The sequence below is a fragment of the Pseudomonas cimarronensis genome (assembly GCF_049331905.1).
GTDB lineage: Bacteria > Pseudomonadota > Gammaproteobacteria > Pseudomonadales > Pseudomonadaceae > Aquipseudomonas.
The window spans coordinates 3,223,841-3,249,686 of the sequence record NZ_CP186283.1; the positions used below are offsets into that span (position 1 = coordinate 3,223,841).

Consider the following 25,846-nt stretch of genomic DNA (forward strand, 5'->3'; position numbering starts at 1 on the left):
CCGAAGGAGGGGCTTTAGCCGCGAAATGCCCAAAAGCTCGCCGCTGAAGCGCCTCCCACAAAGCGGCGCATTCTTTTTGCGCTACAACCCTGTGCTGGGCAGGTCGACGGGCAATGGCGTGCCCTGCTCGGCGCAGTCGGCCACGGCTGCGATTAGCTCAGTCAACTCGAAACCTTGAGCGCTGAGCCAGCCCTGATCGTAATAGGTGTCGGCATAGCGCTCGCCACCATCGCAGAGAATCGCCACCACCGAGCCGGATTCCCCCGCTGCGACCATGCGCTGCGCCACCAGCAGTGCGCCGATCAGGTTAGTGCCACTGGAGCCGCCCACTTTGCGCCCCAGACGCTGCGCCAGGTAATGCATGGCCGCCAGTGACAAGGCATCCGGCACCTTGCACATGGCGTCGATCACCGACGGCAGAAAGGACGCTTCGACACGCGGCCGGCCAATGCCTTCGATCCGCGAGCCACAGTCCAGGCTCAAGCTGGCATCGCCCGTGCGGTAATAGTCGAAAAATACCGAACGCTCGGCATCGGCGCAGAGCACCTGGGTGTTGTGGCGGCGATAGCGCACATAGCGCCCCAGGGTGGCCAGGGTGCCGCCGGTGCCAGGGCTGGAGACCAGCCAGGTTGGCTCGGGGAAGTGTTCGCTACGCAGCTGCTGGAAGATCGACTCGGCGATATTGTTGTTGGCGCGCCAGTCAGTGGCGCGCTCGGCGTAGGTGAACTGATCCATAAAATGCCCGCCGGTCTCGCGCGCCAGGCGCTCGGACTCGGCGTAGATTTGCGTCGGGTCTTGCACCAGATGGCTCTGGCCACCGTAGAAGGCGATCTGCGCGATCTTCTCCTTCGAGGTGCTGGCCGGCATCACCGCGATAAACGGCAGGCCGAGCAAACGGGCGAAATAGGCCTCGGAAATTGCCGTGGAACCACTGGACGCCTCGATCACCGGTGCGCCGGGTTTGAGCCAGCCGTTACACAGCGCATAAAGAAACAACGATCGCGCCAGCCGGTGTTTGAGGCTGCCAGTCGGGTGGCTGGATTCATCCTTGAAATACAGCTCGACGCCGGGCAATCCCGGCAGCGCCAGGGGTATCAGGTGGGTGTCGGCGCTGCGCTGAAAATCCGCCTCGATGATGCGGATCGCTTCGCGCGCCCAGCCTCTTGAATCGCTCATTCCTTATCCCCTAATCCAGAACACCAGCGGGCACCACGCGCGCGCCTCGCCACTGACTCAGCAATACGCCGGCAAACACCAAGGCAGCTGCCAGCATCTGCATAGCATTCAGGCTTTCGCCCAGCAGTAGTATGGCGAACAGCAGGGTGAACACTGGAATCAGGTTGGTAAAGCCCGACGCCTGGCTGGCCGGCAGGCGGCTGACGCCGAAGTTGTACAACCCGTAAGCGCCCACCGTGACCAGAATCCCCAGATACGCCAACGCGCCCAGGCCCATGGGGCTGACGCTGGTTGGCAACGGCGCACTGAACAGTGCCAGGGGCAGAAAGAAAACAGTGCCGACAAAAGCCACCATGGCGGTCAGCAGAAAGGGCGAATAGCGCGATGACAGGTGCTTGAGCAGCAAGGTGTAACCCATGGCGCAGAGCATCGCCAGCAGCTCGTAGAAGTTGCCGAGAATCGGGTTACTGGCGTGCTCATCGGCGCTGCCGGCCAGGCTTAGCCACACCGCCCCCACCACCGCGAGCAGAAAACCCGCCAGCGTCGTGCGGCTGATCCGCTCACGTAGAAAGATAAAGGCGCCGACCGCCACCAGCAGCGGCAGCAAGGCAGTAACCATCCCGGCCTGGGCGGCGCTGGTGTGCTGCAGCGCCAAGGCTTCGAAGAGGAAATACAAACAGGGTTCGCAGGCCGCCAGGCCCAGCAGGTACTTCCAGTCACCTGTGCGGTAGTGCATCTGCCCGCGCCAGCGCCAGGCCAGCAGAAACACCAGGCTGCCGAGAGCCATACGACCGAAGATCACCCACAGCGGCGGCAATTCGGCAAAGGCCAGTTTCAGCGCAATAAACGAACTGCCCCACAGTGCCATGGCGATCACCAGGCAGATCACTGCGATGCCCCTTCCCTGCTCACGCATACCCAAGCCCCTGACTAAAGGCTGCAGTGTAGAGAGGCTGGCGCGGCGCCGACAGATACAGTCAGCGCCGCGAACTGTGCAGGGTGATTCGAAACGAGACAGCCATCGCGGCTAAAGCCCCTCCCACAGGAAGCGCGACGCAAGCGGCACCTTATTGTTCCCAGGGTTTACCGCGAGTTTGCTCGTTGATTCGCAACTTCTGCTGCAGCGCAGCCTTGGCCAGCATATGGGCGCTGACCGGCGCGGTGATAAACAGAAACAGGGCGATCAGCAGCTCATGCAGGCTGACGCCCTCACCGCGAAAGCTGAAGTAGATCAGCGAGGCGATCACCATGCCGCCCACCCCCAGGGTGCTGGCCTTGGTCGGGCCGTGCAGGCGCATAAAAAAGTCCGGCAGGCGGTACAGGCCGATTGCGCCGATCAGTGCGAACAGGCTGCCGATCAGCAGAAACAGCGCCACCAGCGCTTCGATCCAGGTATCCATTCAGCAGTCTCCGTAGAACGTTGAACGTTTTTACGATCTCGCGAGCTAGAGCCATGCAAGGCAAGAACAGGCGAGGATGCGGAGTTTACGAGCTGTAAATGAGCAATCAGAGCCTGTTCTTAACGCAGCAGGGCCGATGCGCAGCAGATCGTAAACTCGTTCTCATTCGATGATGTCGCCGCGCAGCAGGTACTTGGCCACTGCCACCGTGCCGATAAAGCCCATCACCGCAATCAGCAGGGCCGCTTCAAAATACAGGTCCGAACTCAGCCAGATGCCGAACAGCACCAGCATGGCGATCGCGTTGATATACAGGGTATCCAGGGCGAGGATACGGTCGGGCAGATCCGGACCGATGATCAGACGCGCCATGGTCAGTACCAGGGCCAGGCCGATGATCACCAGGCACAGCGGGATCACGTAGGCGAGCATGTGAACACCTCCAGCAGTGGGGCTTCGTAACGCTGTTTGATTTCCGCGACCAAGGCGTCGGCGTCCGGCACGTCCAGGCCGTGCACCAGGAGCATCTTGCGGTCATCGCTGAGGTCAGCAGACACCGTGCCCGGGGTCAGGGAGATGATGCTGGTGAGCATGGTCAGGGCCAGTTCATCTTCCAGCAGCATGGGGATTTCCACGAACGCCGGGCGCAGCTTGGTGGTCGGCCCGAGGATCAGCTTGGCCACCTGCAGGTTGGCGGTGACGATATCGCCGAGGATACGCAGCAGAAACAGGCACAGCTTGAACGGTTTGTGCACCCGTGGCGGGTTGATCCAGAACACCTGGGTCAACAGCGGAATCGCCCAGCCGAGCAGCGCCCCGAGCAGCCAGTGGCCCAGGCTCAAGTCATTCATCAACAACAGCCAGACCAGCAGCAGACACAGGCTCAGCAGCGGATGGGGTAACCAGCGACGTGCTTTCATCGTGCAGCTCCCGATTCGATGATTTGCCGGTACAACGCCAGGTCATGCAGCTGGCTGGCGGTGGCCTCGACGTAACTGAGCAGCGGCGCGGCGCCAACCATCAGCAGCAGGCTGAGCAGCAGCAAGCCGGCGCAGGCCAGCAGCCGACCGTAATCCAGCTCGGCGCTGTCCAGCTGGCTCAAGCCGACACGCCAGAACAGCATGCTGCCGGCACGGCTCAGGGCAATCAGGGTGAGCAGACCGCCGCCCAGCACCACGGGCCACAGCATGAGCGCCTGCACGCCCGGCTCCAGCGAGCGCAGCAGCAACAGCTTGCCGAGAAACCCGGAAAGCGGTGGCAGGCCGGCCACAGCAATCGCGCCGAAGAAGAACAGACCGCCGAGCAGGTGCGGATTCTGCAGCGCCGGGCCCTGCACCAGCAGCCCCTGCTTGTCGCCGCGCTGACGGGCAATCAGGTCCGCCAGCAGGAACAGCCCACCGGCTACCCACGTACTGTGCACCAGGTAATACAGGGCACCAGCCAAGGCTTGCTCAGTGCCGATAGCAATACCAGCGAGCAAGGTGCCAACCGACACCACCACCAGATAGGCCAACAGGCCCTGCAGGCTGACCGCCGCCAAGGCGCCGATCACGCCCAGCGCCAGGGTCAGCAGGGCAATCGGCCAGAGCCAGTCGTTGGCCATATTGGCCAGGCTGCCAGCATCGTCACCGAAGATCAGCGTGTACACGCGGATGATCGAATACAGACCGACCTTGGTCATGATCGCAAACAGCGCAGCGACCGGCGCAGTGGCCGAGGCATAGGCCTTGGGCAGCCAGAAATACAACGGCAGAAACGCCGCCTTGAGGCCGAACACCACCAGTAGCAACAACCCGGCAGCACCGAGCAGCGCCGCATCATCCGGCCCGGCTGCGGCCACCCGACTGGCCATATCAGCCATGTTCAGGGTGCCGGTGATGCCATACAGCACGCCGACCGCAAGCAGGAAGAACGCCGAGCCCACCAGGTTCAGCACCACGTAATGCAAACCTGCGCGCACCCGCTCTGCCCCGCCGCCATGCACCAGCAGCGCATAGGAGGCGATCAGCAAGATTTCGAAGAACACAAACAGGTTGAACAGGTCCCCGGTGAGAAAGGCGCCATTAATGCCCATCAGCTGGAACTGGAAAAGCGCATGGAAACTCTGCCCACGTTCATCGTCGCCACGCATCGCATAGAGCAAGGCAAAGCTGCCGAGTACCGCCGTAACCACCAGCAGCAAAGCGCTCAGCCGATCGAGCAGCAGGATGATGCCGAACGGCGCCGCCCAGTTACCGGCGGCATACACCTGCAGCACGCCCTGATCGGCCAGCCAAAGCAGATAGCCGCTCAATGGCAACAGCAACAAGGTGGCCAGCAGCGACAGGCTGCGTTTGACTCGCAAGCTCAAGCCAGCGCCGAGCAGCAACAGGCTGCCGGCAAACATCGGCAGCAGAATGGGCAGGATCAAGCTGTGATTCATTGTGCAGGCTCCTGACCGTCAACATGGTCGGTCTGGGTTTCGCCCACGCTGCGCAGCGCCAGCACCACAACGAAGGCGGTCATGGCAAAGCCGATCACGATGGCGGTCAACACCAGCGCCTGTGGCAACGGGTCCGCGTAGGCGCTGCCCTTGCCAATCACCGTGACCACACCGCTCTGCAAGCGGCCCATGGCAAACAGGAACAGGTTGACCGCATAGGAAATCAGCGTCAGCCCCAGCACAACTGGAAAGGTCCGCGCGCGCAGCAGCAGGTACACACCGCTGGCGGTGAGAATGCCCAAGGTTGCGGCAAATATGGCTTCCATTTCAAAGCACCTCTTCTACAGCTTTTTCCTGGGTCAACTTGCCCAGGTTGGCGAGAATCAGCAGGGTTGCGCCGACCACCGTCAGGTACACGCCCAGGTCAAACAACAGGGCGGTGGCCAGTTCGATCTCTCCGACCAGCGGGATATGGAAATGCCCAAAGGCCGAGGTCAGGAACGGTCGATCAAACAGCCAGCTGCCCAAACCCGTCAGGCCGGCAATCATCACGCCGAGGCCGGCCATGCCTTGGTAATTCAGCGGCAGGCGCGATTGCGTCCACTGCACGCCGCTGGCGACGTATTGCAGGATCAGCGCCACGGCCGTCACCAAACCGGCGATAAAGCCGCCACCCGGCAGGTTGTGCCCGCGCAGGAAGATAAACACCGAGACCAACAGCGCCATCGGCAGCAGTACCCGCGACAGAGTGGCGAGGATCAGCGGATGGCGATCTCGCGCCCAGCTGCGGCCCTGCGCATCGACCTTGGGCTGGAACAGGCGTAAGCCATCAAGCAGCGCAAAGATGCCGACGGCAGCAATCGCCAGCACGGTGACCTCGCCCAAGGTATCGAAGCCACGGAAGTCCACCAGAATCACGTTGACCACGTTGGTGCCGCCACCGCCCGGCACACTGTTCTCCAGGAAGAATGCGGAAATGCTGTCGTACGGCCGCGTCAGCACGGCGAACACCAGGATCGCCACCATCACCCCACTGCCGACCGCCAGGGTGAAATCGCGCAGGCCGCGTAGGCTGCTCGACTCGATGCGCGTCTGCGCCGGCAGGAAGAACAGCGCAAGCATCAACAGGATGATGGTCACCACCTCTACCGAGAGCTGGGTCAGGGCCAGATCCGGCGCCGAATAGCGAGCAAAGGCCAGAGCCACCATCAGCCCGACCACGCTAAGCATCAGCAGCGACACCAGACGCTGGCGATGGAACACCACCGTTACCAACGCAGCAAACGCCATGATGCCCAGCCCCAGAGCAGTGATGCCGTCAATTTCGGTCATCGCCACCGGCCCGCTGATCTGCGGCAAGGAGCTCAGCCCCTGCGTCACTGCCAACAGTGCCGCCGCCAACAGCAACGCCAGATAACGCTGCAGTGAAGCGTTTTCCAGCCACTGGGTGAACACCGCACACAGCTTCACCAGTACCTGCACGGCCTGCTCAAACAGCAACTTGGCATCCACACTCGGCAACCCGGCGTACCAGCGGAACAACGGCTGACGGAACACGTACACCAGAATCCCGCCGAACAGGGCAATAAAGCTCATCAGCAGTGGCAGGTTGAAACCGTGCCAGATCGCCAGGCTGTAACTCGGTACATCACCGCCCAAGGTTGCCGAAGCGGCAGTCGCCAGCAGCGGCGCCACGGTGTAGGCCGGCACGATACCCACCAGCAGGCAGAGGAACACCAGAATCTCCACCGGCACCTTCATATAGCGCGGTGGCTCATGCGGCGGGTAATTCGGCAGATCGACCGGCTCGCCGTTGAAGAACACGTCGTGGATAAAGCGCAGCGAATACGCCACCGAGAACACCCCAGCCAGGGTTGCCGCTGCAGGGATCACCCAGTTAAAGCTGCCCAGCAGGTGCTGGTTGAGTGTCTCGGTAAAGAACATTTCCTTGCTCAGGAAGCCGTTGAGCAGCGGCACCCCGGCCATCGCCGAGGCCGCTACCATCGCCAGCACGGCCGTATGCGGCATGTACTTCCACATACCGTTGATCCGCCGCATATCGCGACTGCCGGTTTCATGGTCGATGATCCCCGCCGCCATAAACAGCGAGGCCTTGAAGGTGGCGTGGTTGATGATGTGAAACACTGCCGCCACAGCCGCCAGGCGGGTATCCAGACCGAACAGCAAGGTGATCAGGCCCAGGTGGCTGATGGTCGAATAAGCAAGCAAGCCCTTGAGGTCATGCTGAAACAGCGCCATCCCGGCGCCGACCAGCAAGGTCACCAGGCCGGTGATGCTGACCAGGTAGAACCACCACTCCGACCCCGCCAAAGCCGGGTACAGACGCGCCAGAAGAAACACCCCGGCCTTGACCATGGTCGCCGAGTGCAGATAGGCCGACACCGGCGTCGGGGCTGCCATGGCATGGGGCAGCCAGAAATGGAACGGGAACTGCGCCGACTTGGTGAACACCCCCAGCAGCACCAGAATCAGCGCTAACGGATACAGCGCATGGCCGCGAATCTGCTCACCGGCGGCCAGCACCTGTGTCAGTTCAAAACTGCCGGCGATATGACCGACCAACAGAATCCCGGCAAACAGTGCCAGGCCACCACCACCCGTCACAGCCAGGGCCATGCGCGCGCCTTTGCGCGCATCTGAACGGGCGCCCCAGAAGCCGATCAAGAGGAACGACGACAGGCTGGTCAGCTCCCAGAACATCAGCATCAGCAGCAGGTTTTCCGAGAGCACCACGCCGAGCATGGCGCCCATAAACAGCAGCAGGAAGGCGAAGAAGCGGCCCATCGGCTCCTTCTTCGACAGGTAATAGCGCGCGTAAAGAATGACCAGCAGGCCGATACCGAGAATCAGCAGGGCAAACAGAAAGCCCAGGCCATCCAGGCGCAGGCTGAGATTCAGGCCCAGAGCCGGTAACCACTCAAGCTTGACCTTAAGCACTTCACCGGCAAATACCGCAGACTGCTGCGAGAACAACAGCACCAAAGCCGTCAGCGGTGCCAATGCCGTCGCCACAGCGCAGGCGGAACGGCCCAGGCGCTCGGCCAGCAAAGGCAGAAAGATGCCGAGAAATGGCAAGGCGATGATCAGCGCAAGCGTCATAGAAAAACCCCTTAATACGAACCCGGCACGTACCCAGCTGACTCCCTAACCGGCTTGCTGGAAGGCAGACGCAGGTATCACCAGAGCCAAAGTATTGCACTGCAGCACAACTAAAGCCCGTTGGCACAAAAGCGTCTGCGATTATCCATAACTATCGTCCAGACGTCATGGATAGAATTATTACTAAACACTGTGATTTCCGCGAGCTTGCCTGAAAAACCGGAGAAACGCCGATGAACATCTGGTTTATCTGGAAAAAAGGCAATAAAAAACCGGATCAGTCAGGACTGATCCGGTCTCTTCGACACTCAGTGAGTAACGCGGCTGGTGCCATTCACGGTCATGATGCGTACACGCTCACCGACACGGAAGATCTGATTCTCTTCCACCGCCTGCACATAGGCACGCATGCTGCCGTCATCTTCCAGCACGGTGATTTCCACACCCTGGGTGCGGGTCAGGCCTTCTTCGGTCATCGCGCCCAACAGACCACCGGCCACCGCACCGATCACTGCCGCCACCGCGCTGCCACGCCCGCCGCCAACACTGCTACCGGCGACACCGCCGATCACCGCACCGGCACCCGCGCCGATAGGGGTTTTCGTGCCTTCAATCTTCACCGGACGCAGCGCTTCGATGGTGCCCATGCGCACGGTCTGTACGGTACGCGCCTCATCGCGCGAATAGGTATCGCCAGTCAGGCTGGAAGCACAACCACCCAGCAGGGCCAGCGCAGCGAACGAGGCAAGCAACAGCAAGGGTTTACGCATGATCAGTTCTCCAATTGGGCAGGTATCCATTAGAACGCCTGCTGAGCTTATATGTCACTCGCCAATCTGCGGCAAAACTTTACCCCGGCAACACACCAGAGCCGTGGCGCGACATTGCGCCACGTTCAGAGCGAAGCACCGCGTAGCCTAAGCTAGCGCCAGGTTTGGGGGGATTTATGGATTACTTTATCGTCGTCATCACCAGTGTTGCCGGGCTGTACTTCCACTGGTGGCTGTATGTACGGATCAAGCGCTGGATGGACCGCGACCTGGCGCTGTCGCTGGCCGGCGACTCAGCGGCCAAGCGCAGCTATATGCTCGCTCGCCTGGCGGAGGCGCAGTCCTCCGGCATCAAGCGCAGCGCCCTGCCCGCCTGGCTGGAGCAAGCCGCCACGCAGTACCCCGGCGACTGAAACGTATTCAGGGCGCCAGACGCTCACGCAGCCAGCTCGCACCCTGCAGGCGGAAATTCAGGCGGTCATGCAGACGACTGGAGCGTCCTTGCCAGAACTCGATGCGTTCTGGCAGCAGGCGGTAGCCACCCCAATGCGGCGGGCAATGCGGCGCACGATCGAGAAAACGCTGCTCGGTCTCGGCCAGCAACCCTTCCAGCTCGGCACGGTCGGCAATCACCCGACTCTGCGGTGAGGCCCAGGCACCAAGACGGCTGCCCAGCGGGCGCACCTGAAAGTAGGCATCGCACTCTTCGGCAGTGACCCGCTCGACGCGTCCTTCAATGCGCACCTGGCGCTCCAGGCTGGGCCAGAAGAAGGTCATGGCGGCAAAGGGGTTGACGGCCAGATGCTGGCCTTTGGCGCTGTCATAGTTGCTGAAGAAGGTAAAGCCACGCGCATCCAGGCCCTTGAGCAGCAGCACCCGGCAATGCGGGCGCCCTTCAGCATCGACGGTCGCCAGGGTCATGGCATTCGGTTCGACCGGCAATTGCTCGGTCTTCACCGCATCGGCAAACCATTGCTCAAATAACGCAAAAGGCTCAAGCGGCGCTTGCGCCTCACTTAAGCCATCGCGGGTGTAGTCACGGCGCATATCAGCCAGGGTCTGAGTCATCGGCAAATCCTCTTCAACAGATGTTGCCTAGCTTACCCGCGAGCGCTCTATCTGGCTTGATCTGCGGCAACGCGCCGCTGGGTAGCTCGCGTTACTGCGCGGCAGCAGGCTTATCAGCCTTGGCTACGGTTTTCGCATTCTTGTCAGTTGCGGGCTTGCTCGCCGCAACTGCAGTGGCAGGGGCCGGAGCAGGCTGGCTGTACTTGGCGATCAGCGCGTTAAGGGTGTCTTTCGAAGTCAGGAGAATCTCTACCCGGCGGTTCAGCGCACGGCCTTGCTGACTGTCGTTGGCGGCACGCGGCATGTCCGAGCCCAGGCCCTTGACCATCAGACGATTCTGTTTGAGACCACTGAGGCGGAAGATCGAGGTGAACGCACGGGCACGCTGGTGGCTCAGCTCGCGGTTAGCACTTACTTCACCGCTGCTGTCGGCATGGCCGAGAATCAGTACACCGATGGTTTCGTCACTCTCCAGCAGCTTGGCCATGCGGCTCAGCGGGCCGAGGGTGGTCGGCAACATCATATGCGGACGATCCGGGTTGAACGAACCCTGCACCGGCGCGGTGACCACCAGCAGGTTTTCCCGGCGCTCGAACTCGAAGTGGGTGCCCTTGATGGCTTCGCGCACCTTCGGTTCATACACATCCAACCAGGCCTGAGTGACTGCCGGTGGCGGCATGGCGACGACTTTCGGTGCAGGCTTTTCGGACTTTTCGAACAGGCTGCAGCCGCTAAGCAGGACACACAGGGCAATGGCGAGAGTTCTGTTGGCGAGCATCGGGAATCCACATCGTGAGCAAATAAAGAAGCCGGTCATGGCCTGCATAAACGGCAAGCCATGCCATGTTGCGCCGCAGTTTAGCCGAGCTGGCTATAAACAATCAGCCAATAGACGCGCAAGTTTCTGCGCACGGGGGTCCATCAAGACGAACGGTCCCAGGTTATTGGTGACAAAACCGAAGGCCACATCCCGTTCCGGGTCGGCAAAACCAATGGAGCCACCGGCTCCCGGGTGGCCAAAGGCGCGCGGGCCCATGCCGTAGGTGGCGTTGGCCACATCGGGCTGGTCGAGCATGCAACCCAGGCCGAAACGGGTGCGGGTCAGCAGGGTCTTGTCTTCGCCTACCGCGTGCTCACGGGTCAGCTCGGCCAGCAACTCGCTTTCCAGCAACTGACCATCCAGCAGACCGCTGTAGAAACCGGCCAGACTACGGGCATTGCCGTGACCGTTCGCCGCCGGCTGCTGCATGCGCCGCCACTCGGGCTTGTTGGTGCTGGTCATGATCGACGGCGGATTGGTAAAGGCGCGCGTGCTCATGGCCGCAGGCTCGCTCATCATGGTCTTGAGCAAGCGCTGGGCTGCCGCATCGCCGAAGTTGCCCTTGCCGCGGGAGATGGTCGCCACCCGGTCGAACTCTTCATCGGCCAGGCCAACATGGAAATCCAGCCCCAGCAGTTTGGCCGTGCGCGCGACGATGGATTCGCCCGGCCCGCGCCCCTCGACTCGGCGCAGCACTTCACCCACCAGCCAGCCGTAGGTAATCGGCGCATAGCCATGGCCCTCACCCAAGGCCCACCAGGGTTGTTCGGCGGCCAGCGCAGTGGTCATGGCCTGCCAGTCGTACAGGGCTTCGGCCGGTAACATCTCACGCAGGGCCGGCAGCCCGGCCTGGTGGCTAAGCAAGTGACGCAGGGTGATTTTCTCTTTGCCAGCTGCAGCAAACTCCGGCCAGTAGCGCACCACGGGCGCATCCAGTTCCAGCTTGCCTTCGGCCACCAACTGCAACGCGGTAACGGCAGTGAAGGTCTTGGTGCAGGAAAACAGGTTGAGGATGGTATCGCTGTGCCAGGCCTGCTGGCCGTCCTTGTCGGCCACACCGGCCCACAGATCGACCACGGTTTCACCGCCCACCTGCACACAAAGCGCCATACCGCGCTCTTGCGGCTCCTCGAACAACGCCGCAAAACCGTCACGCAACGCCTCGAACTTGAGGTCGAAATAACCCTGTATCTGCACCACCCTCTCCTCGTTCATGCTTGGCTCAATGCCTCGGATTGTTCCAGCTCCAACGCCGGCGGTGAACCCGGCGCAAGATTGGCAACCCCATTATCAGCCTGGCGAATGGGGCGTTACGGCTTTTCAGGCGCACCGGCCGGTACGGACTTGAGCAGAACGTTCGGCACATCCAGGTTGGCGTTGCGCACCGCTTTGACAAAGCCCTGCCAAGGGCGGTCGGTGATGGCCACCAGGCCAAGGTGACCATTTTCACCATCCAGCAGGCGACCGGTAACTGGCTGATCCAGGTACTGGAACCAGTGCACACCGACGATCAGCCGCTCCTCCAGGGCCTTGCTGAGGAAGTGCGCATAGGCCGGGCCACGCTCTTGCTCTTTGTAGACCTCAGCCACCCCGCCCCAGAAGGGCCCACGGTCACGCGAGCCGAAGTGGAACTCGCTGACCAGCACAGGCTTATCCAGCTGCCGCAATGCCGCAAAGTCATAACCGTGCTGCGGCTCGCGGGTGTAGAAGTTGAAGCTCAGTACGTCGCAGAACTCGGCGCAGGCATGCACCGCCTCGGGAATGCTGCTTGCAAAACGACCGCCCAGCAGCAAGTGGTTGGGCGCATGCCAGGCAAGCGAGTCAGCAATGGTTTTGAAGTAGGTTTGCGCATACAGGCGCAGGAATGCCTGCATGTCCTTTTCGATGGCTGGGAATTCGGCGCTCGGCAACGGTGCCTGGAAGCCTGGATCTTCCATCAGCTCCCAGGCTTGCAGCTCGATACCCCATGCACGCGAGAGGCCATTGTGGTTGCGGTACTTGTCGCGCAGCTGCTTGAGGAAAGCGCGCTTGGCCGGCACGTCGGTGGTCAGGCGCAACGTGGCATATGCCAGGGCATAACGGCCATGGGGATCATCCGCCGAGCCAGCCCAGGCCAGCTCGTTGTCGGCGAAATAACCGAGCAACCATGGATTGTCACGGTGATCACGCGAGGCAATCGCCACCGCACGCTCGGTGGCCATGGCAAAACGCGGATCAAACGGATCCGGCATCGCGCCCCACCAATCGACACCCGTGCTGATGGTGGCGTAATCGCCACGAATCGACAGCGAGAGGGTGAACGGCATACGCGCATCGCCCGCAAAAGCCGCCTCACTCCACCCCCCCAACGTGTTGAAACCCCAGGCCTGCAGGCGGTCCTGGCTGCGCGAACGCCAGGCGGTAGGGTCAAACTGGCCGTAGCTGCGGTGCAGGTTGGCCTTGTAGAAGTCGAACCAGCGCCCGCTGGCGTAAGCCCGGCCCTGATTGGCGCCGGTATCACTGCGGCTATCGGCAGTGCCGGAGTAAGCGGCCAGCGCGTCGCCCGTTTGTGGCAGCGCGCTGAACATCGCCTCACGCCCCTCGACATAAGTCGCGCTCTGCTGGGTGGTCACGGCGTTCACCCCCAGCGAGTAGAACGGGTTGCCCTCGGGCGTCACCAGGTACCAACGACCGTCACGCTTTTCCGTACGGAAAAAACCGCTGGCCTCGAACGGCTGACCGCCCGTCCAGCCGGCAAACTTGTCCTGCGCTGGACGCTCGGCCAACCAGCCTTGCAGCTGCTTCTGCTCCTGGCCGATGGCCTGCTGCAATTGCTCATCGTTCTTGACCTTGCCCGGCCAGTCGGCGCGGGTGAACTGGCCATAACTGTCGACGATGCCGGCATAGGCTGCCGCCGACAGCTGCTCGCTGCTCACCGCAAATTGGCTGATCAGAATCTGTTGCGCCGCTTTCGGCTGCGGAATCGACACGCTCACCGCGCTGACCTTGCTCAGGTCCAACGCACCACTGACGGTGTCCGCCAGCAACAGACGCTGGCCCTTGTGTGTCCAGGGCATCGGCACACCAGCACGCATACCCTGATCGCGCGGCGAAGTGGCCTTGAGCGGAATCAGCAGGGTTTGCGCCGGGCCAGCCGGTAGCGCGATACGCGTGCTCAGGCGCTGGCCATCGCTGCTCTCAACCCGAACATCCAGGGTCAGCGCCCAGTCCATGGCATTTTGCAGCCGCAGGCTGACCAACGTCTGCTGCGACCAATCCCAGCTGCCGCTTTGCGGCGTCAGGCGCAGGCTCGGTTGCGCCGCCGGATGAAAGGTTACCCGGCGCAATACCTCGCCTTGCGGGGTCGGCTCGCCAATGCGATTGGGCAGCTCAGCGTCCTGCGTGGTCACCTGTACGGCGTCTAGCGGCCGGACAAAGTTGAACAGCTCCTGTCGCTCCGTGGCCAAGGCTGCACTGCAAAAACCCAATAACGCTGATAGCAGAACGCCCGCCTGCAGCCTGCGCTTAACCTTCACGAACCTCACTCCTCGACTTACCGCATGATCACGACCACTGCGGGTAGAACGCCCGCACTGGCAACTTGGCTGGGTGTAGAGCACGCCCATTGTGGTGTGGCGTTCAGACGTTAGCCAGCGCGACAGGTTCATCCCTCAGCTGATTTCCCGGCGAAAAGGCGGCAAGGCATTAAGAATCGACTTGCCATAACGCTGGGTCACCACCCGCCTGTCCAGCAGAGTAATGATGCCGCGATCCGCTTCGGTACGCAGCAGACGACCGCACGCCTGCACCAGACGCAGCGAGGCATCCGGTACGGCAATTTCCATAAAGGGATTGCCACCACGCGCTTCGATCCACTCGGCCAGCGCGGCCTCGACCGGATCATCCGGTACGGCAAAGGGAATTTTGGCAATCACCACGTGTTCGCAATAGGCACCCGGCAGGTCGACCCCCTCGGCAAAGCTGGCCAGGCCAAACAGCACGCTTTCCTCGCCGGAATCCACCCGTGCCTTGTGCTTGTTCAGGGTTTCCTGCTTGGACAGGTTGCCCTGAATAAACACCCGTTTGCGCCAATCGCGCTCCAGGCCATCGAACACGTCCTGCATCTGCTTACGCGAAGAGAACAGCACCAGGGTACCGCGCGAGCCTTCGACCAGCCCCGGCAGTTCGCGAATGATCGCCGCCGTATGCGCCACCGCATCGCGCGGATCGGCGTTCAGATTGGGCACCCGCAGCACACCGGCATCGGCATGGTGGAACGGGCTTGGCACCACGGCAGTGACCGCGACCTTGGGCAACCCGGCACGCATACGATAACGCTCGAAGGTGCCCAGCGCGGTCAGCGTGGCCGAGGTCACCAGGGCGCCATAGGCGACGTTCCACAGATTACGCCGCAGGGTTTCCGCGGCGAGAATCGGGCTGGCATTGACTTCGATGTCGAACAACGCGCCGCTTTCCGCCAGCGTCAGCCAGCGCGCCATCGGCGGGCTTTCCTCCGGGTCTTCCGTGGTGAAAGCCAACCACAGCTCCCAGTTGCCCTGGGCGCGGGCCAGCAGGCTGCCGAACAACGGGTACCACTCCTCCGCCTGGTGGCTGGCGATGCCGACCGTGGCTTCACCATCCATGGCTTCTTTAAGTTGTTCGGTCACCCCCGTGAACAGGTCGGTGAGTTTGGAAAAACCTTTTTTCAGCTCGGCGCCCAGCTCGATCAGGTGGGGCGGTACCAGGCCGCCGACAAAGCGATGGCGCGGGCGCTCGCGGCCTTCCATGTCTTCACCGGGCTTGAACTCGGCGATCTGCTCGCAGGCGGCGAACATGAACTGCTGCTGGGTTTTGATCTCCCGCGCCAGTTCTGGCACTTGCTCAATCAAGCGCCCCAGATCACCGGGCAAGGGATGCTGGGCTAACAATTTGGTCAGGTTCTTGGCGGTCTGCTCCAGCCAGTCGGCGGTCGAACGCAGGCGGGTGAAATGAGCGAAATGACCGATGGCTTTGTCCGGCAGGTGGTGACCTTCGTCGAACACATACAGGGTGTCGCGCGGGTCCGGCAGTACTGCACCGCCGCCCAACGCCAGGTCAGCCAGCACCATGTCGTGGTTGGTGACAATCACATCAACCTTGCCCATGCCTTCCCGCGCTTTGTAGAAGGCGCATTGCTGAAAGTTCGGGCAATGGCGGTTGGTGCATTGGCTGTGATCGGTAGTCAGCTGCGACCAGCGCGTGTCTTCCAGTTCTTCCGGCCAGCTGTCACGGTCACCATCCCATTTGTTGCCGGCGAGTTTTTCGATCATCGCAGTGAACAGTTTCTGGCTCTGCTCATCGACATCGATCTTGAAACCTTCCTCCTCGAACAATTGCGCGGTGGCACTCTGCGCCTGACCTTCCTGCAACAGGATATCCAGCTTGGACAGGCACAGATAACGGCCCCGCCCCTTGGCCAGGGCGAAGCTGAAATTCAACCCACTGTTGCGCATCAGATCGGGCAGATCCTTGTGCACGATCTGCTCTTGCAGGGCCACGGTCGCTGTGGCGATCACCAGGCGCTTGCCCGCCGCCTTGGCCGTAGGAATCGCTGCCAGGCTGTAGGCCACGGTCTTGCCCGTACCGGTGCCGGCCTCCACCGCCACCACCGCCGGCTCGCCAAGGCGGCGGCCTTCATCATCCGTGGTGACCGCCCCCAGCACCTTGGCAATTTCGGCAATCATCAGGCGCTGGCCATAACGCGGTTTGAGCGACTTGGCTTCGAGAAAACGCGAATAGGCGCCCTGGATCTGGGTCTTGAGTTCAGTACTGAGCATGGAGTCTTGGCGCGAAAGGCTGGATAAATTTTCAGTGTTTGCAATCGGCGGCTATCATAGCGCGCTAATTGATCCAGCGCTCTGATAGGAGTACCCGCATGACCCCCTATGCCTTTGTCTACAGCCTGCATCTGCTTGCCGCCCTGGTCTGGGTCGGCGGAATGTTCTTCGCCTGGATGGTCCTGCGCCCGGCCGCAGTCGCCGCGCTGGAGGCGCCTGCGCGCCTGAAACTCTGGCTGGAGGTGTTTCCGCGCTTCTTCTACTGGGTCTGGGCGGCGGTGCTGGTATTGCCGGTCACAGGCGTTGGCATGCTGCATATGCGTTTTAGCGGCTTCGACAGCGCGCCGCGCTATGTGCACATCATGATGGGGCTGTATATCGCCATGCTGGCGCTGTTCCTGCGCATCCAGGCCCTGCAACTGCCGGAACTGCGCCGCGCTGTTGAGGCACAAGACTGGCCGAATGGCGGCGCCGTACTGGGCCGCATCCGTCGTTTGGTGGGTTTGAATCTGCTGCTCGGCCTGCTATTGACCAGCATCGCTGCTGCCCGCCCAAGCTTCTGAATAGCTGCAACCGCTGCCCTGGCGGCAGCGGTTGCAGATCAAGCCAGCCTAAAAGCGCACCACATTCAGCGCACCTGCCGGCCCCATCTCACCAGCACGCCCGGCTTGCCCCGGTTTGCCATCGCCAGCACCCGCCGTGCTGTAGAGCCAGCAGCCTTTGCTGCCCCCGCCTTGACCGCCCGCCCCTGGGCTACCCGGCAGGCCGCCTGCACCGCCCTCAACCCGCACTTGCAGTGACTCAACCGGGAAGTCCTCCGGTACTTCCAGTCGCACCTGAGCCCCCGCAGCCCCAGGCTGCCCATCCCCCCCGTCCAGGCCATCATGGCCACGGCTGGCCTCACCCCAGGTGCAGCCACCGGGCTTACCGTCCGCACCCGCCAAACCAGCATATCCACGCGCACCATTACCGCCACGCGCATCAACCAGTAGGCTTTCGACGCTGACGACTTGCAGACGCAGACTGAGGTTACGCCCAGGCAATGCCGGTTGTTCACTGCTGCCCTGAGCACCACGGGCGCTGATCTGCGCACCACTGGCAATTTCTGCTGCGGCAGCTTCTAGGCGCAGCTCGCGCTCGCTGGGTGCCACCGACAGGCGCGCGTCACGCCCCAGGCGTAACTGCGCCACACGCAGCTCCGTCACCCCAGCCGGAATCAGCAACGTACCGTGGTCGGCAATGTCCAGACGATCCAGCAACAACACGCTGGTATTGCTGGGCAGGCGCATAAAGGAATTGGATTCAACTTCGATAACCGCTTCAGCCATGACCAGCGGGCTGACCAACGCTGCAAGCACAAGCCAGTTACGCATTTTCGGCCTCCAGCTGCAGTTCTTTCTCAGGGTGCTCCATAGCGGACTGCTGCACAGCAGGCTCAGCTGGCAGCCCCAACAACTGGAATACCCCGAACAGCATGACCTGCACCCGCTCCTGAACCGGCTTGGCACTGGCCGCGATACGCTTATCGAAGAGCCACAGCTCCAGCCCATGCACCAGCAGAATAAATGCACCAGCCGCATGCAGCAGCAGAGCAAAAGGTTGTGCGAAAGGTTGCAGCAGATTTGCCAGTACGACACCCCAGAACAATGCCGTCAGCACTTTCCCCAGCAGTAAAAAGGTCTTCATACCCGCCCCATGCAGTTTTTTATTTCGCTGCACCTTAACTGCTTTGGGGGAGTGCTGCTAGAAGGCCAGTAAAAACCATGACAGGCAAACGCCGCACAGCTTTTACTGGTGGATGAAAGCCTTGTCACTGGCAGGCCGTTGAGAACCCCCAAACGCACTGGCCTGGAACCTCTCAACGACTTGCCAATGCCTCAGCAGCGTTACGGTTGCGCCTCGACCTCAGCCTCCACGCGGCGGTTGATGGCACGTCCAGACTCGCTGTCATTGTCAGCAACCGGCCGCGACTCACCGTAACCGACGGAAGACACCCTGCTGCTGTCGATACCATGCTGATTGACCAGGACATCGCGCACAGCATTGGCCCGACGCTCGGACAGTGCCTGGTTGTAGGCATCACTGCCTACAGCATCGGTATGCCCTTCAACGGTCGTGGTGGTTTGCGGGTATTGCTTCATGAAATCAGCCAGGCTCTGGATATCTGCTTGGCTGTCTTGTTTGACATCGGACTTGTTGAAGTCGAATTTGACATCCAACTCGACACGAACCGACTCGACAACCTCTATGGGTTCTGCAGCAGGTTCAGCCGGTGCGCTTGCATATTCCTTGAGAGGGCAACCATTGTGGTGCACGGTCGTATTAGGGGGAGTACCAGGGCAACGGTCACGACGGTCAAATACGCCGTCATCATCTTCATCACCGTCCTGGGCATAACAAATCAGCGTGCCAATGACCGCACCGGCCACGGCTCCACCTGCTGCCCATGTTGAACTTTCGATTGCGCCCAGACCTGCACCGGTCAGACCGCCAATTGCACTGCACAGGGGCCAGTTCCCTTGGTTGAGCGGCGCATCTCCCGTACTGGAAGTTGTGACGCAACCTGAAAGAACACTGCTGACCAAGAGAATGGGGGCTACCCCCATCATGGATCTAACTCTCATGGTAGAAATCTCCTGTTGTACCGGCTACTGCCGGTAACTTAGGAGTAAAGACCCACCCTTTGAGCTGCACAAGCCGGACCCTCGCGGGCCCGGCCTGTTTTCTTCAGAAAGTCTGGATTCAGACGATCAAGGACGTGCTTCTACTTCTGCTTCTACGCGACGGTTGACGGCGCGGCCATCAGCAGAAGCGTTGTCCGCAACCGGACGAGTTTCACCATAACCCACAGCGTTTACGCGATCAGCGCCTACGCCATACTGATTGACCAGTACGTCACGCACAGCGTTGGCACGGCGCTCGGACAGGGTCTGGTTGTAGGCATCGCTGCCCACGGAGTCAGTGTGACCTTCAACCACGGTGGTGGTTTGCGGGTACTGGGTCAGGAAGTCAGCCAGGTTCTTGATATCGCCATAGCTTTCAGGCTTGACCTGAGCCTTGTCGAAATCGAACTTGACGTCCAGCTCGACACGAACGGCTTCAGCCGGCTCGGCAACTACAACCTCTTCAACCACTTCTTCAACCACAACAACCTGCTCTTCACTGGCACCATGCACCCAGCAATAGGCTGCTGCCAGGCCTGCGCCGGCTACGGCACCGCCGCCCGCCCAGCTGGAGCTCTCAATTGCGCCCAGAGCAGCACCGCCCACACCGCCGATCGCGGCGCAGGTTGGCCAATCCGTTTTTTGCAGCCCGGCACAACCGGTCAAAAAGCTACTCGCGACAATCAGGGGTAATGCTTTCCTGGTGATGCTCATATATCCGTCTCCTATTGGTAAATCGGTAAAAACCGATACTGACGAAGTAAAGACGCCAGTAACAAAATATGCCAGAGAATATGCAAAGACATTAGTAGCACGATCCGCACTAGGCCGCATTGCACTGGCACGTTAGTCTTTATGCACCTGAGCGAGGACTTATCATGCCTGCAACCCTGTCATCCCGAACACCCCAACAAGCCCTTGCTGCCCTGCTGGCCCGTTATACACCGCGACGTCTGTTGGTCATTGGCAGCCGCGAACTACCGGCGATTGACGCCTTTCTCGCCGCTCACCCGAACTGTCAGATCGCCCACGCCCCGGCTGCGGCCCTGCCGGAGCAACTGGCAGCGCAACGCTTTGACCTGGCTCTGGTAGTCGACTGCCTTGAACATATCGAGAAACGTATTGGCCTGCAGTTGCTGGGCGGGGTTCGCAACCTGAACGCCAGCCGCATCGCCGTACTGGTCGATCTGGATGCTTGTGAGTGGCAAGAAACCGACTTTTTCGCCCTGGCACTGCAGGCCAGCGAACGCTTCCAGCGGGATGGACAAACCCTCAACCTGTTTACCTACGACCTACTTGATTACAAGCAGGTGCCGGACTGGCTGAACGCTAAGTTCTGGGCCAACCCGGAAAACTTCGGCAAGTACTGGTGGTAAAGCCATGAGCAGCACACCCTGCCCATGCGGCAGTGAACAGTCACTGGCGCAATGCTGCGGCCTTTATCATGCAGGCACGCATGCCCCCAGCGCCGAAGCTTTGATGCGCTCGCGCTACAGCGCCTATGCCTTGGGCCTGATCGACTACCTTGTGTGCAGCACATTACCTGCACAGCAGAGTGGCCTTGATCAACAGGCCATCCGTAGCTGGAGCCAAAACAGCACCTGGCTGCGACTTGAAGTAGAAAAAGCAGAAGATATCGCGGGGGAGCCCGCACATGCTTATGTCACCTTCACCGCCCACTGGCGAGACAGCAGTGGCGAGCATAGTCACCGCGAACGCTCGGCCTTTGTGACTCATGCTGGCAACTGGTACTTCATCGACCCGACAGTCGAACTGAAAACCGGCCGCAATGACGCCTGCCCCTGTACCAGCGGACTGAAATTCAAGAAGTGTTGCTCAGCCTACTTCTAGCGCAATGGCTTCAGAACACTGCGCAGCAGCGCCCTGCCGCCTGCGAACTAGTCCTGCAGTTTCAGGTGTGAGATATCCGGTGGCGGCCCTGCCGGGGCCTTTTTCAGCTCACCCATATCACTCCCGGCAGGAGCCAGGCTGAACTGCGACAAATCCAGGGAAGGTGCAGGAGCCGTCGGCTTGTTGTCTTGCAGGTCGTCACCCAGCGGGGCAATACCGAAATCCGGGGCATCCACCTCGGAAAATGCGGCCATGTATTCGTCACGCGGAGCCACCTGCAAGCGCCCTGCCGGGCTACTGGCTGCCTGTGGTTGTGCTGCCCCCACGGCTGCAGGAGCAGGAAAAGCAGCTGGCGGTGGGGCCAGCTCGATCTCTTCAATGACCTCATCCATGTCGGCCACTTCGACCACAGCACCGGCACGTTCCAGGGTCGAGCGGTACTTCTCGGCCCCGGCCTCGTCCAGGTTGCTTTTGATCACGATACGCCGCCCAGAAAACAACAGCGCCAGACGCTGCTCATCGGCCTGAAACAGCTTGGCAACGTTGGCTTTTACCAGCTCCAACTGAGCCCCCGGGACCAACTGCGCACTGAAGGCAATTTCGTAGCGAGCCATGGTCATACTCCTGTCCTAATAGTTGCTCAGTATGGCGCAGGTTTTTTTACCGTCACAACAGGTTGCAGCCAAGCACTTGCTTGTTACACTGATGCGTCATTCGGAGTATGCAATGTTTTATCAGGCGCAAACGATAAGAATTCTCAGCCTATTGATGTTTTTTGGCCTCCTGTCGGGCCTTGGCGGTTGCTCCTCTCCAGGTGATCTGAAATCCCCGGAAGTGCGCCTCGTTAAAGTCGACGTCGTAAAAGCCAAACTGCTGGAGCAGCATTTCACGCTGCGTTTTCGCATCGATAACCCCAACAATTTCAGCCTGCCGGTGCGCGGGATGGATTACATCGTGCATCTGAACCAGGTGAAACTGGCAGAAGGCGAGTCCAACGTATCCTTCACCGTGCCTGCCCACGGCCACCACAATTTCTCCATACCAGTGCGCACCAACCTCTGGCGTCACCTGCGGCAGATCGTCAAAGCCCTGGAAAAGCCTGACCAACCCATCCCCTATCGCCTGCAAGGTGCGGTAAAAACCGGCTGGTTGTTCGGACAGAGCGTGCACATGTCGCGCAATGGCGAGATAATTCCCGGCGATTACATCCCGGAGTAACCCGCATGACCCAGCAAGAACACGTCCACGGCCCTGACTGCAACCACGACCATGATCACGCTCACAGCCATGACCATGGTCACGTGCACGGCCCCCACTGCAATCATGGCCATCAGGAGCCCGTGCGCAACGCCCTGAAGGATGTTGGTCGCAATGACCCCTGCCCATGCGGCAGCGAGAAGAAATTCAAGAAATGCCACGGCGCATAAATCGCCAATGAGCAATCTCAGCCTGCTTCTACTGAGCGCTGGCGGCGTGTTAGTCCTCACGCTCAGCCTGTATGCCCTGCATCTGTGGCAGCGGGTCTGGAGTCAGGAAAAAGCCCGCAACGCCGCGCTCAGCGCCCAGCGCACGCGCCTTGCGGGTGACCTGCAGATTCTTGCCAGCAGCCTGCTCGATGGCCAGTTACCGCTGATCGAGGGGGCGATTCGCATCAAGGTACTGCTGGATAACTGCGACAGCGCCCTCAGCCAGGACCCTCGCTGCGCCGTCTTCCATCAACTGTTTGCGGCAACCGCGGAAGTGCCCACCCATGCCGACTGGAAGGCTCTGGATAAAAGCGTGCGGCGCCAGCATGAGCAGCGTTTCAGTGAACTGGAGTTGCAGCACAAGGCTGCCGCTCGCGCCACCGCCCGCTGGTTGCTCGACGAGGCCTTGCCGCCGTTGCGGCAAAGCGCCTGATTTGCCCAGCGCGCGCCTTGTCAGTTGCATGGCCGCTGGCTAACGTACTACCTCCGCACCGTACTGCCACGACGCTGAAAAGCGCACACCCCACTTGAGCATTTCTACCCGCAAGGAGCCTGCTGCATGCTAGCGCGCGCGTTACGCCCCATGAGCCACTTCAGCCTCGCTGCCCTACTCACGGCCATGGTCGTGCTCACGGGCTGCCAATCGTTGCTGAACAGCCGTTACAGCGACAGCGTGCACCCGGACCAGGGCATCGTACGGGTCAAAGGGCTGGCGCAGAGCGTGGTGATTCGCCGCAACCCGCTGGGCATGCCACTGATCGAAACCACCACCTTCCACGACGCACTATTCGCCCTGGGCTATGTACACGCCAGCGACCGCCTCAGCCAGATGGTCGGCCTGCGCCTGATGGCAGAAGGTCGACTGGCTGAAATGGCCGGCCCCGGCGTGCTGGAAATGGACCGTTTCATGCGCGCGGTCAACCTGAAGAAAAGCGCCGAAGTGCTCTATAGCAATGCCTCGCCGCGGATCAAGAAGTTCTTCGAAGTCTATGCCCGCGGGGTCAACGCCTACCTGTTCCGCTACCGCGACAAGCTACCAATGGACCTGGCTGAATCCGGCTATCGCCCGGCCTACTGGAAAGCCGAAGATTCGGTGCTGGTGTTCTGCCTGCTGAATTTCGGCCTGGCGGTCAATCTGCAGGAGGAAATCGCCTCTTTGGTATTGGCGCAGAAGGTCGGGAGCGAGCAGCTTGCCTGGCTGCTGCCTACCTACCCCGACGAGCCATTGCCGTTTGACGAGGCCGACAAACTCAAAGGTCTCGATCTCAAGGGCCAACTGGCCGGCCTGAACGCGGTTATTTCCGCCGTCAGCCAATTCGCCGACGCCCATATGCTCGGCGTAGCGGCGTCCAACAACTGGGCCTTTGCGCCGCAACGCACCCGCAGTGGCAAGAGCCTGCTGGCCAACGACACCCACCTGCCACTGTCGATGCCCTCGGTGTGGAATTTCGTGCAGATCCGCTCACCGAAGTTCCAGGCAGCAGGCGTATCGATTGCCGGCGTACCGGCGGTAGTGGCCGGCTTCAACGGCAAACTGGGCTGGGGCATGACCATGGTCATGGGCGACAATCAGGATCTGTTCCTTGAGCAGGTCAAGCAGCAAGGCGGCCGCCTGCACTACCTGGCCGACGGTAAATGGCTACCTGCACAGGAGCGCCAGGAAACCTTCTTTATCAAAGGCCAGCGGCCGATCCGCGAAACCATTTTCGAAACCCGCCACGGCCCCTTGCTGAACTCGGTACTGGGCGAGCGTAAACACATGCTGCAGCCCATGCAGCTGAGCAGTCGCTACGGCCTGGCCCTGAAAACCACCCAGTTCGAAGCCGACAAGACCCTGGACGCCTTCTTCGACCTGTCGCGGGCGCAATCGGTTGAACAGGCTTTCGAGGCCACCCGCGAAGTGCGCGCCATGCCATTGAACATTGTCTTCGCCGATGCGCAGCATATCGGCTGGCAAGTGACCGGGCGCTTCCCCAACCGCCGTGCCGGCCTGGGCCTGATGCCCTCGCCGGGCTGGGACAGCCAGTATGCCTGGGACGGCTTCGCCGACCCGATGCTGCACCCCTACGATCAGGACCCGCCGCAAGGCTGGCTGGGCACCGCCAACCACCGCACCGTGCCACGCGGCTACGGCATGCAGCTGTCCAACTCCTGGTTCTACCCGGAGCGGGCCGAACGGATCGCCGCATTGGCAGCAACGGGCAGACATGACACGCAAAGCATGATTGCCATGCAGTACGACCAAACCTCGCCCTTCGTGGCCAAACTGCAGAATATGTTCAGCGCACCCGGCATGGCTGAAGGCCTGAAAGCGGCTATCGATGCCCTGCCAGTAGCCGAACGCAACAAAGCCCGCGAGGCCTATGCCCGCCTGATGAAGTTCGACGGCAAGATGGCTGCCAACTCGGCGGACGCCGCGCTGTACAGTGCCTTCCTCTACCAAAGCGCGCGGGACACCTTCCTCGACGAACTGGGCCCAGAAAGCAGCCCGGCCTGGAAGGCGCTGGTCGATACCGCCAACAACTCCTATTCAGCCCAGGCCGACCATCTGCTGGGCCGTGAAGACAGCCCATTCTGGAATGACACCCGCACCGCGCAACGCGAAGACAAACCCGCGATCCTCGCGCGCAGCCTGGCCGGCGCCGTGACGCTGCTGGAGAGCAAACTGGGCAGTCAGCGCAGCGCCTGGCAGTGGGGCAAGCTGCACACCTACAACTGGACCACCGAGACCACCCAACTGGCGCAGTACATGAGCGCTAGCCAACGCACCGGTATCAACGCCATCAAGGGCTATCTCGACCGTGGCCCCTACCCGGCCGGCGGCGATCACGGTACGCTGAACGTTGCGGCCTACAAATGGGGGGAAAACTTCGATACCTGGCTGATCCCTGCCATGCGCATCGTGGTCGACTTCGGCCGTGAAGAACCACTGATCGGCCTGAACAGCTCCGGGCAGTCCGGCAACCCGGCCAGCAAACACTACGCCGACGGCATCGATGCCTGGCTCAAGGGCAGCTACATGAGCTTCCCCTTCCAGTCACAGAACCTCGACAAGGTCTACGGCAACAAACGCCTGCTGCTGATGCCCGGAAACTGATTCAGGAGCGTAAGCCAATCGACCGTTCGTCGGTAATCGCTGAACCAATTCAGCGATTACCGCTCAGAGAAAGTGGACTTACTCCACACATCATCGTTTTAGGGCGCCTCTGGCGCCCTTTCTTTTATCCCTACCATCCATGGCAGCTACCCTTCAGGCCATCGCTTTGCGACGTTAAAAACCGCTCCAGGCATCTTT

The 25,846-nt window shown here is 61.1% G+C and carries 26 protein-coding genes and 1 pseudogene; 8 read left to right on the forward strand and 19 right to left on the reverse strand.

The features are described from left to right. Nucleotides 1-81: 81 nt before the first annotated feature. The 9 genes from ACOCLD_RS15010 to ACOCLD_RS15050 all read right to left on the reverse strand — a co-directional run bounded on the left by ACOCLD_RS15010 (nt 82) and on the right by ACOCLD_RS15050 (nt 8,888). Nucleotides 82-1,176 carry a PLP-dependent cysteine synthase family protein gene (locus tag ACOCLD_RS15010; RefSeq protein ID WP_422909741.1) on the reverse strand — a complete coding sequence of 365 codons (1,095 nt, stop codon included), beginning with the start codon at nt 1,174-1,176 and terminating at the stop codon, nt 82-84. 10 nt (nt 1,177-1,186) lie between these two features. Next, complete coding sequence (locus ACOCLD_RS15015; protein ID WP_422909742.1) at nt 1,187-2,092, reverse strand: DMT family transporter; 906 nt, start codon at nt 2,090-2,092, stop codon at nt 1,187-1,189. A 151-nt stretch (nt 2,093-2,243) separates the two neighbouring features. Continuing rightward, nucleotides 2,244-2,576: a Na+/H+ antiporter subunit G gene (locus ACOCLD_RS15020; RefSeq protein WP_090384882.1), complete on the reverse strand. Its 333-nt coding sequence runs from the start codon at nt 2,574-2,576 to the stop codon at nt 2,244-2,246. Nucleotides 2,577-2,738: 162 nt separating this feature from the next. Further along, nucleotides 2,739-3,008 carry a K+/H+ antiporter subunit F gene (locus ACOCLD_RS15025; protein ID WP_257779687.1) on the reverse strand — a complete coding sequence of 90 codons (270 nt, stop codon included), beginning with the start codon at nt 3,006-3,008 and terminating at the stop codon, nt 2,739-2,741. Beyond that, a complete protein-coding gene (locus ACOCLD_RS15030) occupies nt 2,993-3,496 on the reverse strand; it encodes a Na+/H+ antiporter subunit E (RefSeq protein ID WP_233686043.1) in 504 nt (167 codons plus the stop codon). Before ACOCLD_RS15030 ends, ACOCLD_RS15025 begins: the two co-directional genes overlap by 16 nt. After that, complete coding sequence (locus ACOCLD_RS15035; protein WP_422909743.1) at nt 3,493-4,998, reverse strand: monovalent cation/H+ antiporter subunit D; 1,506 nt, start codon at nt 4,996-4,998, stop codon at nt 3,493-3,495. Before ACOCLD_RS15035 ends, ACOCLD_RS15030 begins: the two co-directional genes overlap by 4 nt. Continuing rightward, a complete protein-coding gene (locus tag ACOCLD_RS15040) occupies nt 4,995-5,324 on the reverse strand; it encodes a Na+/H+ antiporter subunit C (RefSeq protein WP_310286413.1) in 330 nt (109 codons plus the stop codon). The genes ACOCLD_RS15035 and ACOCLD_RS15040 overlap by 4 nt, the downstream gene beginning before the upstream one ends. Nucleotide 5,325: 1 nt before the next feature. Then, entirely contained in the window at nt 5,326-8,118 is a 2,793-nt protein-coding gene (locus ACOCLD_RS15045) for a monovalent cation/H+ antiporter subunit A (protein WP_422909744.1), read from the reverse strand. Between the two features lie 308 nt (nt 8,119-8,426). Beyond that, on the reverse strand, nt 8,427-8,888 hold the full coding sequence (locus ACOCLD_RS15050; protein ID WP_257779682.1) for a glycine zipper domain-containing protein: 462 nt from the start codon (nt 8,886-8,888) through the stop codon (nt 8,427-8,429). Between the two features lie 176 nt (nt 8,889-9,064). On the opposite strand from ACOCLD_RS15050, the gene ACOCLD_RS15055 reads away from it, so the two are divergent. Then, nucleotides 9,065-9,301, forward strand: coding sequence for a hypothetical protein (locus tag ACOCLD_RS15055; RefSeq protein ID WP_422909745.1), 237 nt, complete (start codon nt 9,065-9,067; stop codon nt 9,299-9,301). A 7-nt stretch (nt 9,302-9,308) separates the two neighbouring features. On the opposite strand, the gene pdxH is transcribed toward ACOCLD_RS15055, so the two are convergent. From pdxH to dinG, 5 genes are all read right to left on the reverse strand, one after another. Continuing rightward, nucleotides 9,309-9,956: a pyridoxamine 5'-phosphate oxidase gene (pdxH, locus tag ACOCLD_RS15060; RefSeq protein ID WP_422909746.1), complete on the reverse strand. Its 648-nt coding sequence runs from the start codon at nt 9,954-9,956 to the stop codon at nt 9,309-9,311. 91 nt (nt 9,957-10,047) lie between these two features. Beyond that, on the reverse strand, nt 10,048-10,734 hold the full coding sequence (locus tag ACOCLD_RS15065; RefSeq protein WP_422909747.1) for an OmpA family protein: 687 nt from the start codon (nt 10,732-10,734) through the stop codon (nt 10,048-10,050). Between the two features lie 93 nt (nt 10,735-10,827). Next, nucleotides 10,828-11,973 (reverse strand): serine hydrolase domain-containing protein, encoded by a 1,146-nt coding sequence (locus tag ACOCLD_RS15070; RefSeq protein WP_422911821.1) that lies wholly within the window; start codon nt 11,971-11,973, stop codon nt 10,828-10,830. A 113-nt stretch (nt 11,974-12,086) separates the two neighbouring features. Then, nucleotides 12,087-14,381 carry a beta-agarase gene (locus tag ACOCLD_RS15075; protein ID WP_422911822.1) on the reverse strand — a complete coding sequence of 765 codons (2,295 nt, stop codon included), beginning with the start codon at nt 14,379-14,381 and terminating at the stop codon, nt 12,087-12,089. A 45-nt stretch (nt 14,382-14,426) separates the two neighbouring features. Continuing rightward, nucleotides 14,427-16,571, reverse strand: coding sequence for an ATP-dependent DNA helicase DinG (gene dinG / locus ACOCLD_RS15080; RefSeq protein ID WP_422909748.1), 2,145 nt, complete (start codon nt 16,569-16,571; stop codon nt 14,427-14,429). Between the two features lie 98 nt (nt 16,572-16,669). Here dinG and ACOCLD_RS15085 point away from each other — a divergent pair, with 98 nt between their 5' ends. Further along, the gene (locus ACOCLD_RS15085) at nt 16,670-17,134 is read left to right on the forward strand and encodes a CopD family protein (RefSeq protein WP_422909749.1); all 465 of its coding nucleotides are present in this window, start codon (nt 16,670-16,672) and stop codon (nt 17,132-17,134) included. Nucleotides 17,135-17,182: 48 nt separating this feature from the next. Here ACOCLD_RS15085 and ACOCLD_RS15090 read toward each other — a convergent pair whose 3' ends face one another. The 4 genes and pseudogenes from ACOCLD_RS15090 to ACOCLD_RS15105 form a co-directional block, all read right to left on the reverse strand. Beyond that, complete coding sequence (locus tag ACOCLD_RS15090; RefSeq protein WP_422909750.1) at nt 17,183-17,944, reverse strand: collagen-like protein; 762 nt, start codon at nt 17,942-17,944, stop codon at nt 17,183-17,185. Continuing rightward, on the reverse strand, nt 17,937-18,257 hold the full coding sequence (locus ACOCLD_RS15095; RefSeq protein ID WP_422909751.1) for a DUF1145 domain-containing protein: 321 nt from the start codon (nt 18,255-18,257) through the stop codon (nt 17,937-17,939). Before ACOCLD_RS15095 ends, ACOCLD_RS15090 begins: the two co-directional genes overlap by 8 nt. Nucleotides 18,258-18,457: 200 nt before the next feature. Next, nucleotides 18,458-19,180, reverse strand: a complete 723-nt coding sequence (locus ACOCLD_RS15100) for an OmpA family protein (protein ID WP_422909752.1) — start codon at nt 19,178-19,180, stop codon at nt 18,458-18,460. Nucleotides 19,181-19,321: 141 nt separating this feature from the next. Further along, nucleotides 19,322-19,675, reverse strand: a pseudogene (locus ACOCLD_RS15105) (OmpA family protein); the annotation flags it as partial. Between the two features lie 437 nt (nt 19,676-20,112). Between ACOCLD_RS15105 and ACOCLD_RS15110 the strand changes: the two are divergent. Continuing rightward, nucleotides 20,113-20,610: a DUF6231 family protein gene (locus ACOCLD_RS15110; RefSeq protein WP_422909753.1), complete on the forward strand. Its 498-nt coding sequence runs from the start codon at nt 20,113-20,115 to the stop codon at nt 20,608-20,610. Between the two features lie 4 nt (nt 20,611-20,614). Continuing rightward, nucleotides 20,615-21,085 (forward strand): YchJ family protein, encoded by a 471-nt coding sequence (locus ACOCLD_RS15115; RefSeq protein WP_422909754.1) that lies wholly within the window; start codon nt 20,615-20,617, stop codon nt 21,083-21,085. Nucleotides 21,086-21,132: 47 nt separating this feature from the next. Here ACOCLD_RS15115 and ACOCLD_RS15120 read toward each other — a convergent pair whose 3' ends face one another. Further along, nucleotides 21,133-21,699 carry a hypothetical protein gene (locus ACOCLD_RS15120; RefSeq protein ID WP_422909755.1) on the reverse strand — a complete coding sequence of 189 codons (567 nt, stop codon included), beginning with the start codon at nt 21,697-21,699 and terminating at the stop codon, nt 21,133-21,135. A gap of 112 nt (nt 21,700-21,811) precedes the next feature. On the opposite strand from ACOCLD_RS15120, the gene ACOCLD_RS15125 reads away from it, so the two are divergent. The 4 genes from ACOCLD_RS15125 (at nt 21,812) to ACOCLD_RS15140 (ending at nt 25,648) form a co-directional block, all read left to right on the forward strand. Beyond that, a complete protein-coding gene (locus tag ACOCLD_RS15125) occupies nt 21,812-22,303 on the forward strand; it encodes an LEA type 2 family protein (protein WP_233686060.1) in 492 nt (163 codons plus the stop codon). Between the two features lie 5 nt (nt 22,304-22,308). Next, a complete protein-coding gene (locus ACOCLD_RS15130) occupies nt 22,309-22,512 on the forward strand; it encodes an SEC-C metal-binding domain-containing protein (protein WP_233686061.1) in 204 nt (67 codons plus the stop codon). 7 nt (nt 22,513-22,519) lie between these two features. Beyond that, nucleotides 22,520-22,984 carry a DUF2489 domain-containing protein gene (locus ACOCLD_RS15135; protein WP_233686062.1) on the forward strand — a complete coding sequence of 155 codons (465 nt, stop codon included), beginning with the start codon at nt 22,520-22,522 and terminating at the stop codon, nt 22,982-22,984. Between the two features lie 150 nt (nt 22,985-23,134). Then, complete coding sequence (locus ACOCLD_RS15140) at nt 23,135-25,648, forward strand: penicillin acylase family protein (RefSeq protein WP_422911823.1); 2,514 nt, start codon at nt 23,135-23,137, stop codon at nt 25,646-25,648. Nucleotides 25,649-25,846: the final 198 nt, after the last annotated feature.

Excerpts from the sequence above, each read along its gene's own strand:
- ACOCLD_RS15010 (WP_422909741.1), bottom strand. The coding sequence starts at position 1,176 with ATGAGCGATTCAAGAGGCTGGGCGCGCGAAGCGATCCGCATCATCGAG.
- ACOCLD_RS15050 (WP_257779682.1), bottom strand. The coding sequence starts at position 8,888 with ATGCGTAAACCCTTGCTGTTGCTTGCCTCGTTCGCTGCGCTGGCCCTG.
- ACOCLD_RS15030 (WP_233686043.1), bottom strand. The coding sequence starts at position 3,496 with ATGAAAGCACGTCGCTGGTTACCCCATCCGCTGCTGAGCCTGTGTCTG.
- ACOCLD_RS15055 (WP_422909745.1), top strand. The coding sequence starts at position 9,065 with ATGGATTACTTTATCGTCGTCATCACCAGTGTTGCCGGGCTGTACTTC.
- pdxH (WP_422909746.1), bottom strand. The coding sequence starts at position 9,956 with ATGACTCAGACCCTGGCTGATATGCGCCGTGACTACACCCGCGATGGC.
- ACOCLD_RS15140 (WP_422911823.1), top strand. The coding sequence starts at position 23,135 with ATGAGCCACTTCAGCCTCGCTGCCCTACTCACGGCCATGGTCGTGCTC.
- ACOCLD_RS15035 (WP_422909743.1), bottom strand. The coding sequence starts at position 4,998 with ATGAATCACAGCTTGATCCTGCCCATTCTGCTGCCGATGTTTGCCGGC.
- ACOCLD_RS15100 (WP_422909752.1), bottom strand. The coding sequence starts at position 19,180 with ATGATGGGGGTAGCCCCCATTCTCTTGGTCAGCAGTGTTCTTTCAGGT.
- dinG (WP_422909748.1), bottom strand. The coding sequence starts at position 16,571 with ATGCTCAGTACTGAACTCAAGACCCAGATCCAGGGCGCCTATTCGCGT.
- ACOCLD_RS15090 (WP_422909750.1), bottom strand. The coding sequence starts at position 17,944 with ATGCGTAACTGGCTTGTGCTTGCAGCGTTGGTCAGCCCGCTGGTCATG.
- ACOCLD_RS15025 (WP_257779687.1), bottom strand. The coding sequence starts at position 3,008 with ATGCTCGCCTACGTGATCCCGCTGTGCCTGGTGATCATCGGCCTGGCC.
- ACOCLD_RS15130 (WP_233686061.1), top strand. The coding sequence starts at position 22,309 with ATGACCCAGCAAGAACACGTCCACGGCCCTGACTGCAACCACGACCAT.
- ACOCLD_RS15045 (WP_422909744.1), bottom strand. The coding sequence starts at position 8,118 with ATGACGCTTGCGCTGATCATCGCCTTGCCATTTCTCGGCATCTTTCTG.
- ACOCLD_RS15015 (WP_422909742.1), bottom strand. The coding sequence starts at position 2,092 with ATGCGTGAGCAGGGAAGGGGCATCGCAGTGATCTGCCTGGTGATCGCC.
- ACOCLD_RS15095 (WP_422909751.1), bottom strand. The coding sequence starts at position 18,257 with ATGAAGACCTTTTTACTGCTGGGGAAAGTGCTGACGGCATTGTTCTGG.
- ACOCLD_RS15085 (WP_422909749.1), top strand. The coding sequence starts at position 16,670 with ATGACCCCCTATGCCTTTGTCTACAGCCTGCATCTGCTTGCCGCCCTG.
- ACOCLD_RS15075 (WP_422911822.1), bottom strand. The coding sequence starts at position 14,381 with ATGGGCGTGCTCTACACCCAGCCAAGTTGCCAGTGCGGGCGTTCTACC.
- ACOCLD_RS15135 (WP_233686062.1), top strand. The coding sequence starts at position 22,520 with ATGAGCAATCTCAGCCTGCTTCTACTGAGCGCTGGCGGCGTGTTAGTC.
- ACOCLD_RS15065 (WP_422909747.1), bottom strand. The coding sequence starts at position 10,734 with ATGCTCGCCAACAGAACTCTCGCCATTGCCCTGTGTGTCCTGCTTAGC.
- ACOCLD_RS15020 (WP_090384882.1), bottom strand. The coding sequence starts at position 2,576 with ATGGATACCTGGATCGAAGCGCTGGTGGCGCTGTTTCTGCTGATCGGC.
- ACOCLD_RS15125 (WP_233686060.1), top strand. The coding sequence starts at position 21,812 with ATGTTTTATCAGGCGCAAACGATAAGAATTCTCAGCCTATTGATGTTT.
- ACOCLD_RS15120 (WP_422909755.1), bottom strand. The coding sequence starts at position 21,699 with ATGGCTCGCTACGAAATTGCCTTCAGTGCGCAGTTGGTCCCGGGGGCT.
- ACOCLD_RS15115 (WP_422909754.1), top strand. The coding sequence starts at position 20,615 with ATGAGCAGCACACCCTGCCCATGCGGCAGTGAACAGTCACTGGCGCAA.
- ACOCLD_RS15110 (WP_422909753.1), top strand. The coding sequence starts at position 20,113 with ATGCCTGCAACCCTGTCATCCCGAACACCCCAACAAGCCCTTGCTGCC.
- ACOCLD_RS15040 (WP_310286413.1), bottom strand. The coding sequence starts at position 5,324 with ATGGAAGCCATATTTGCCGCAACCTTGGGCATTCTCACCGCCAGCGGT.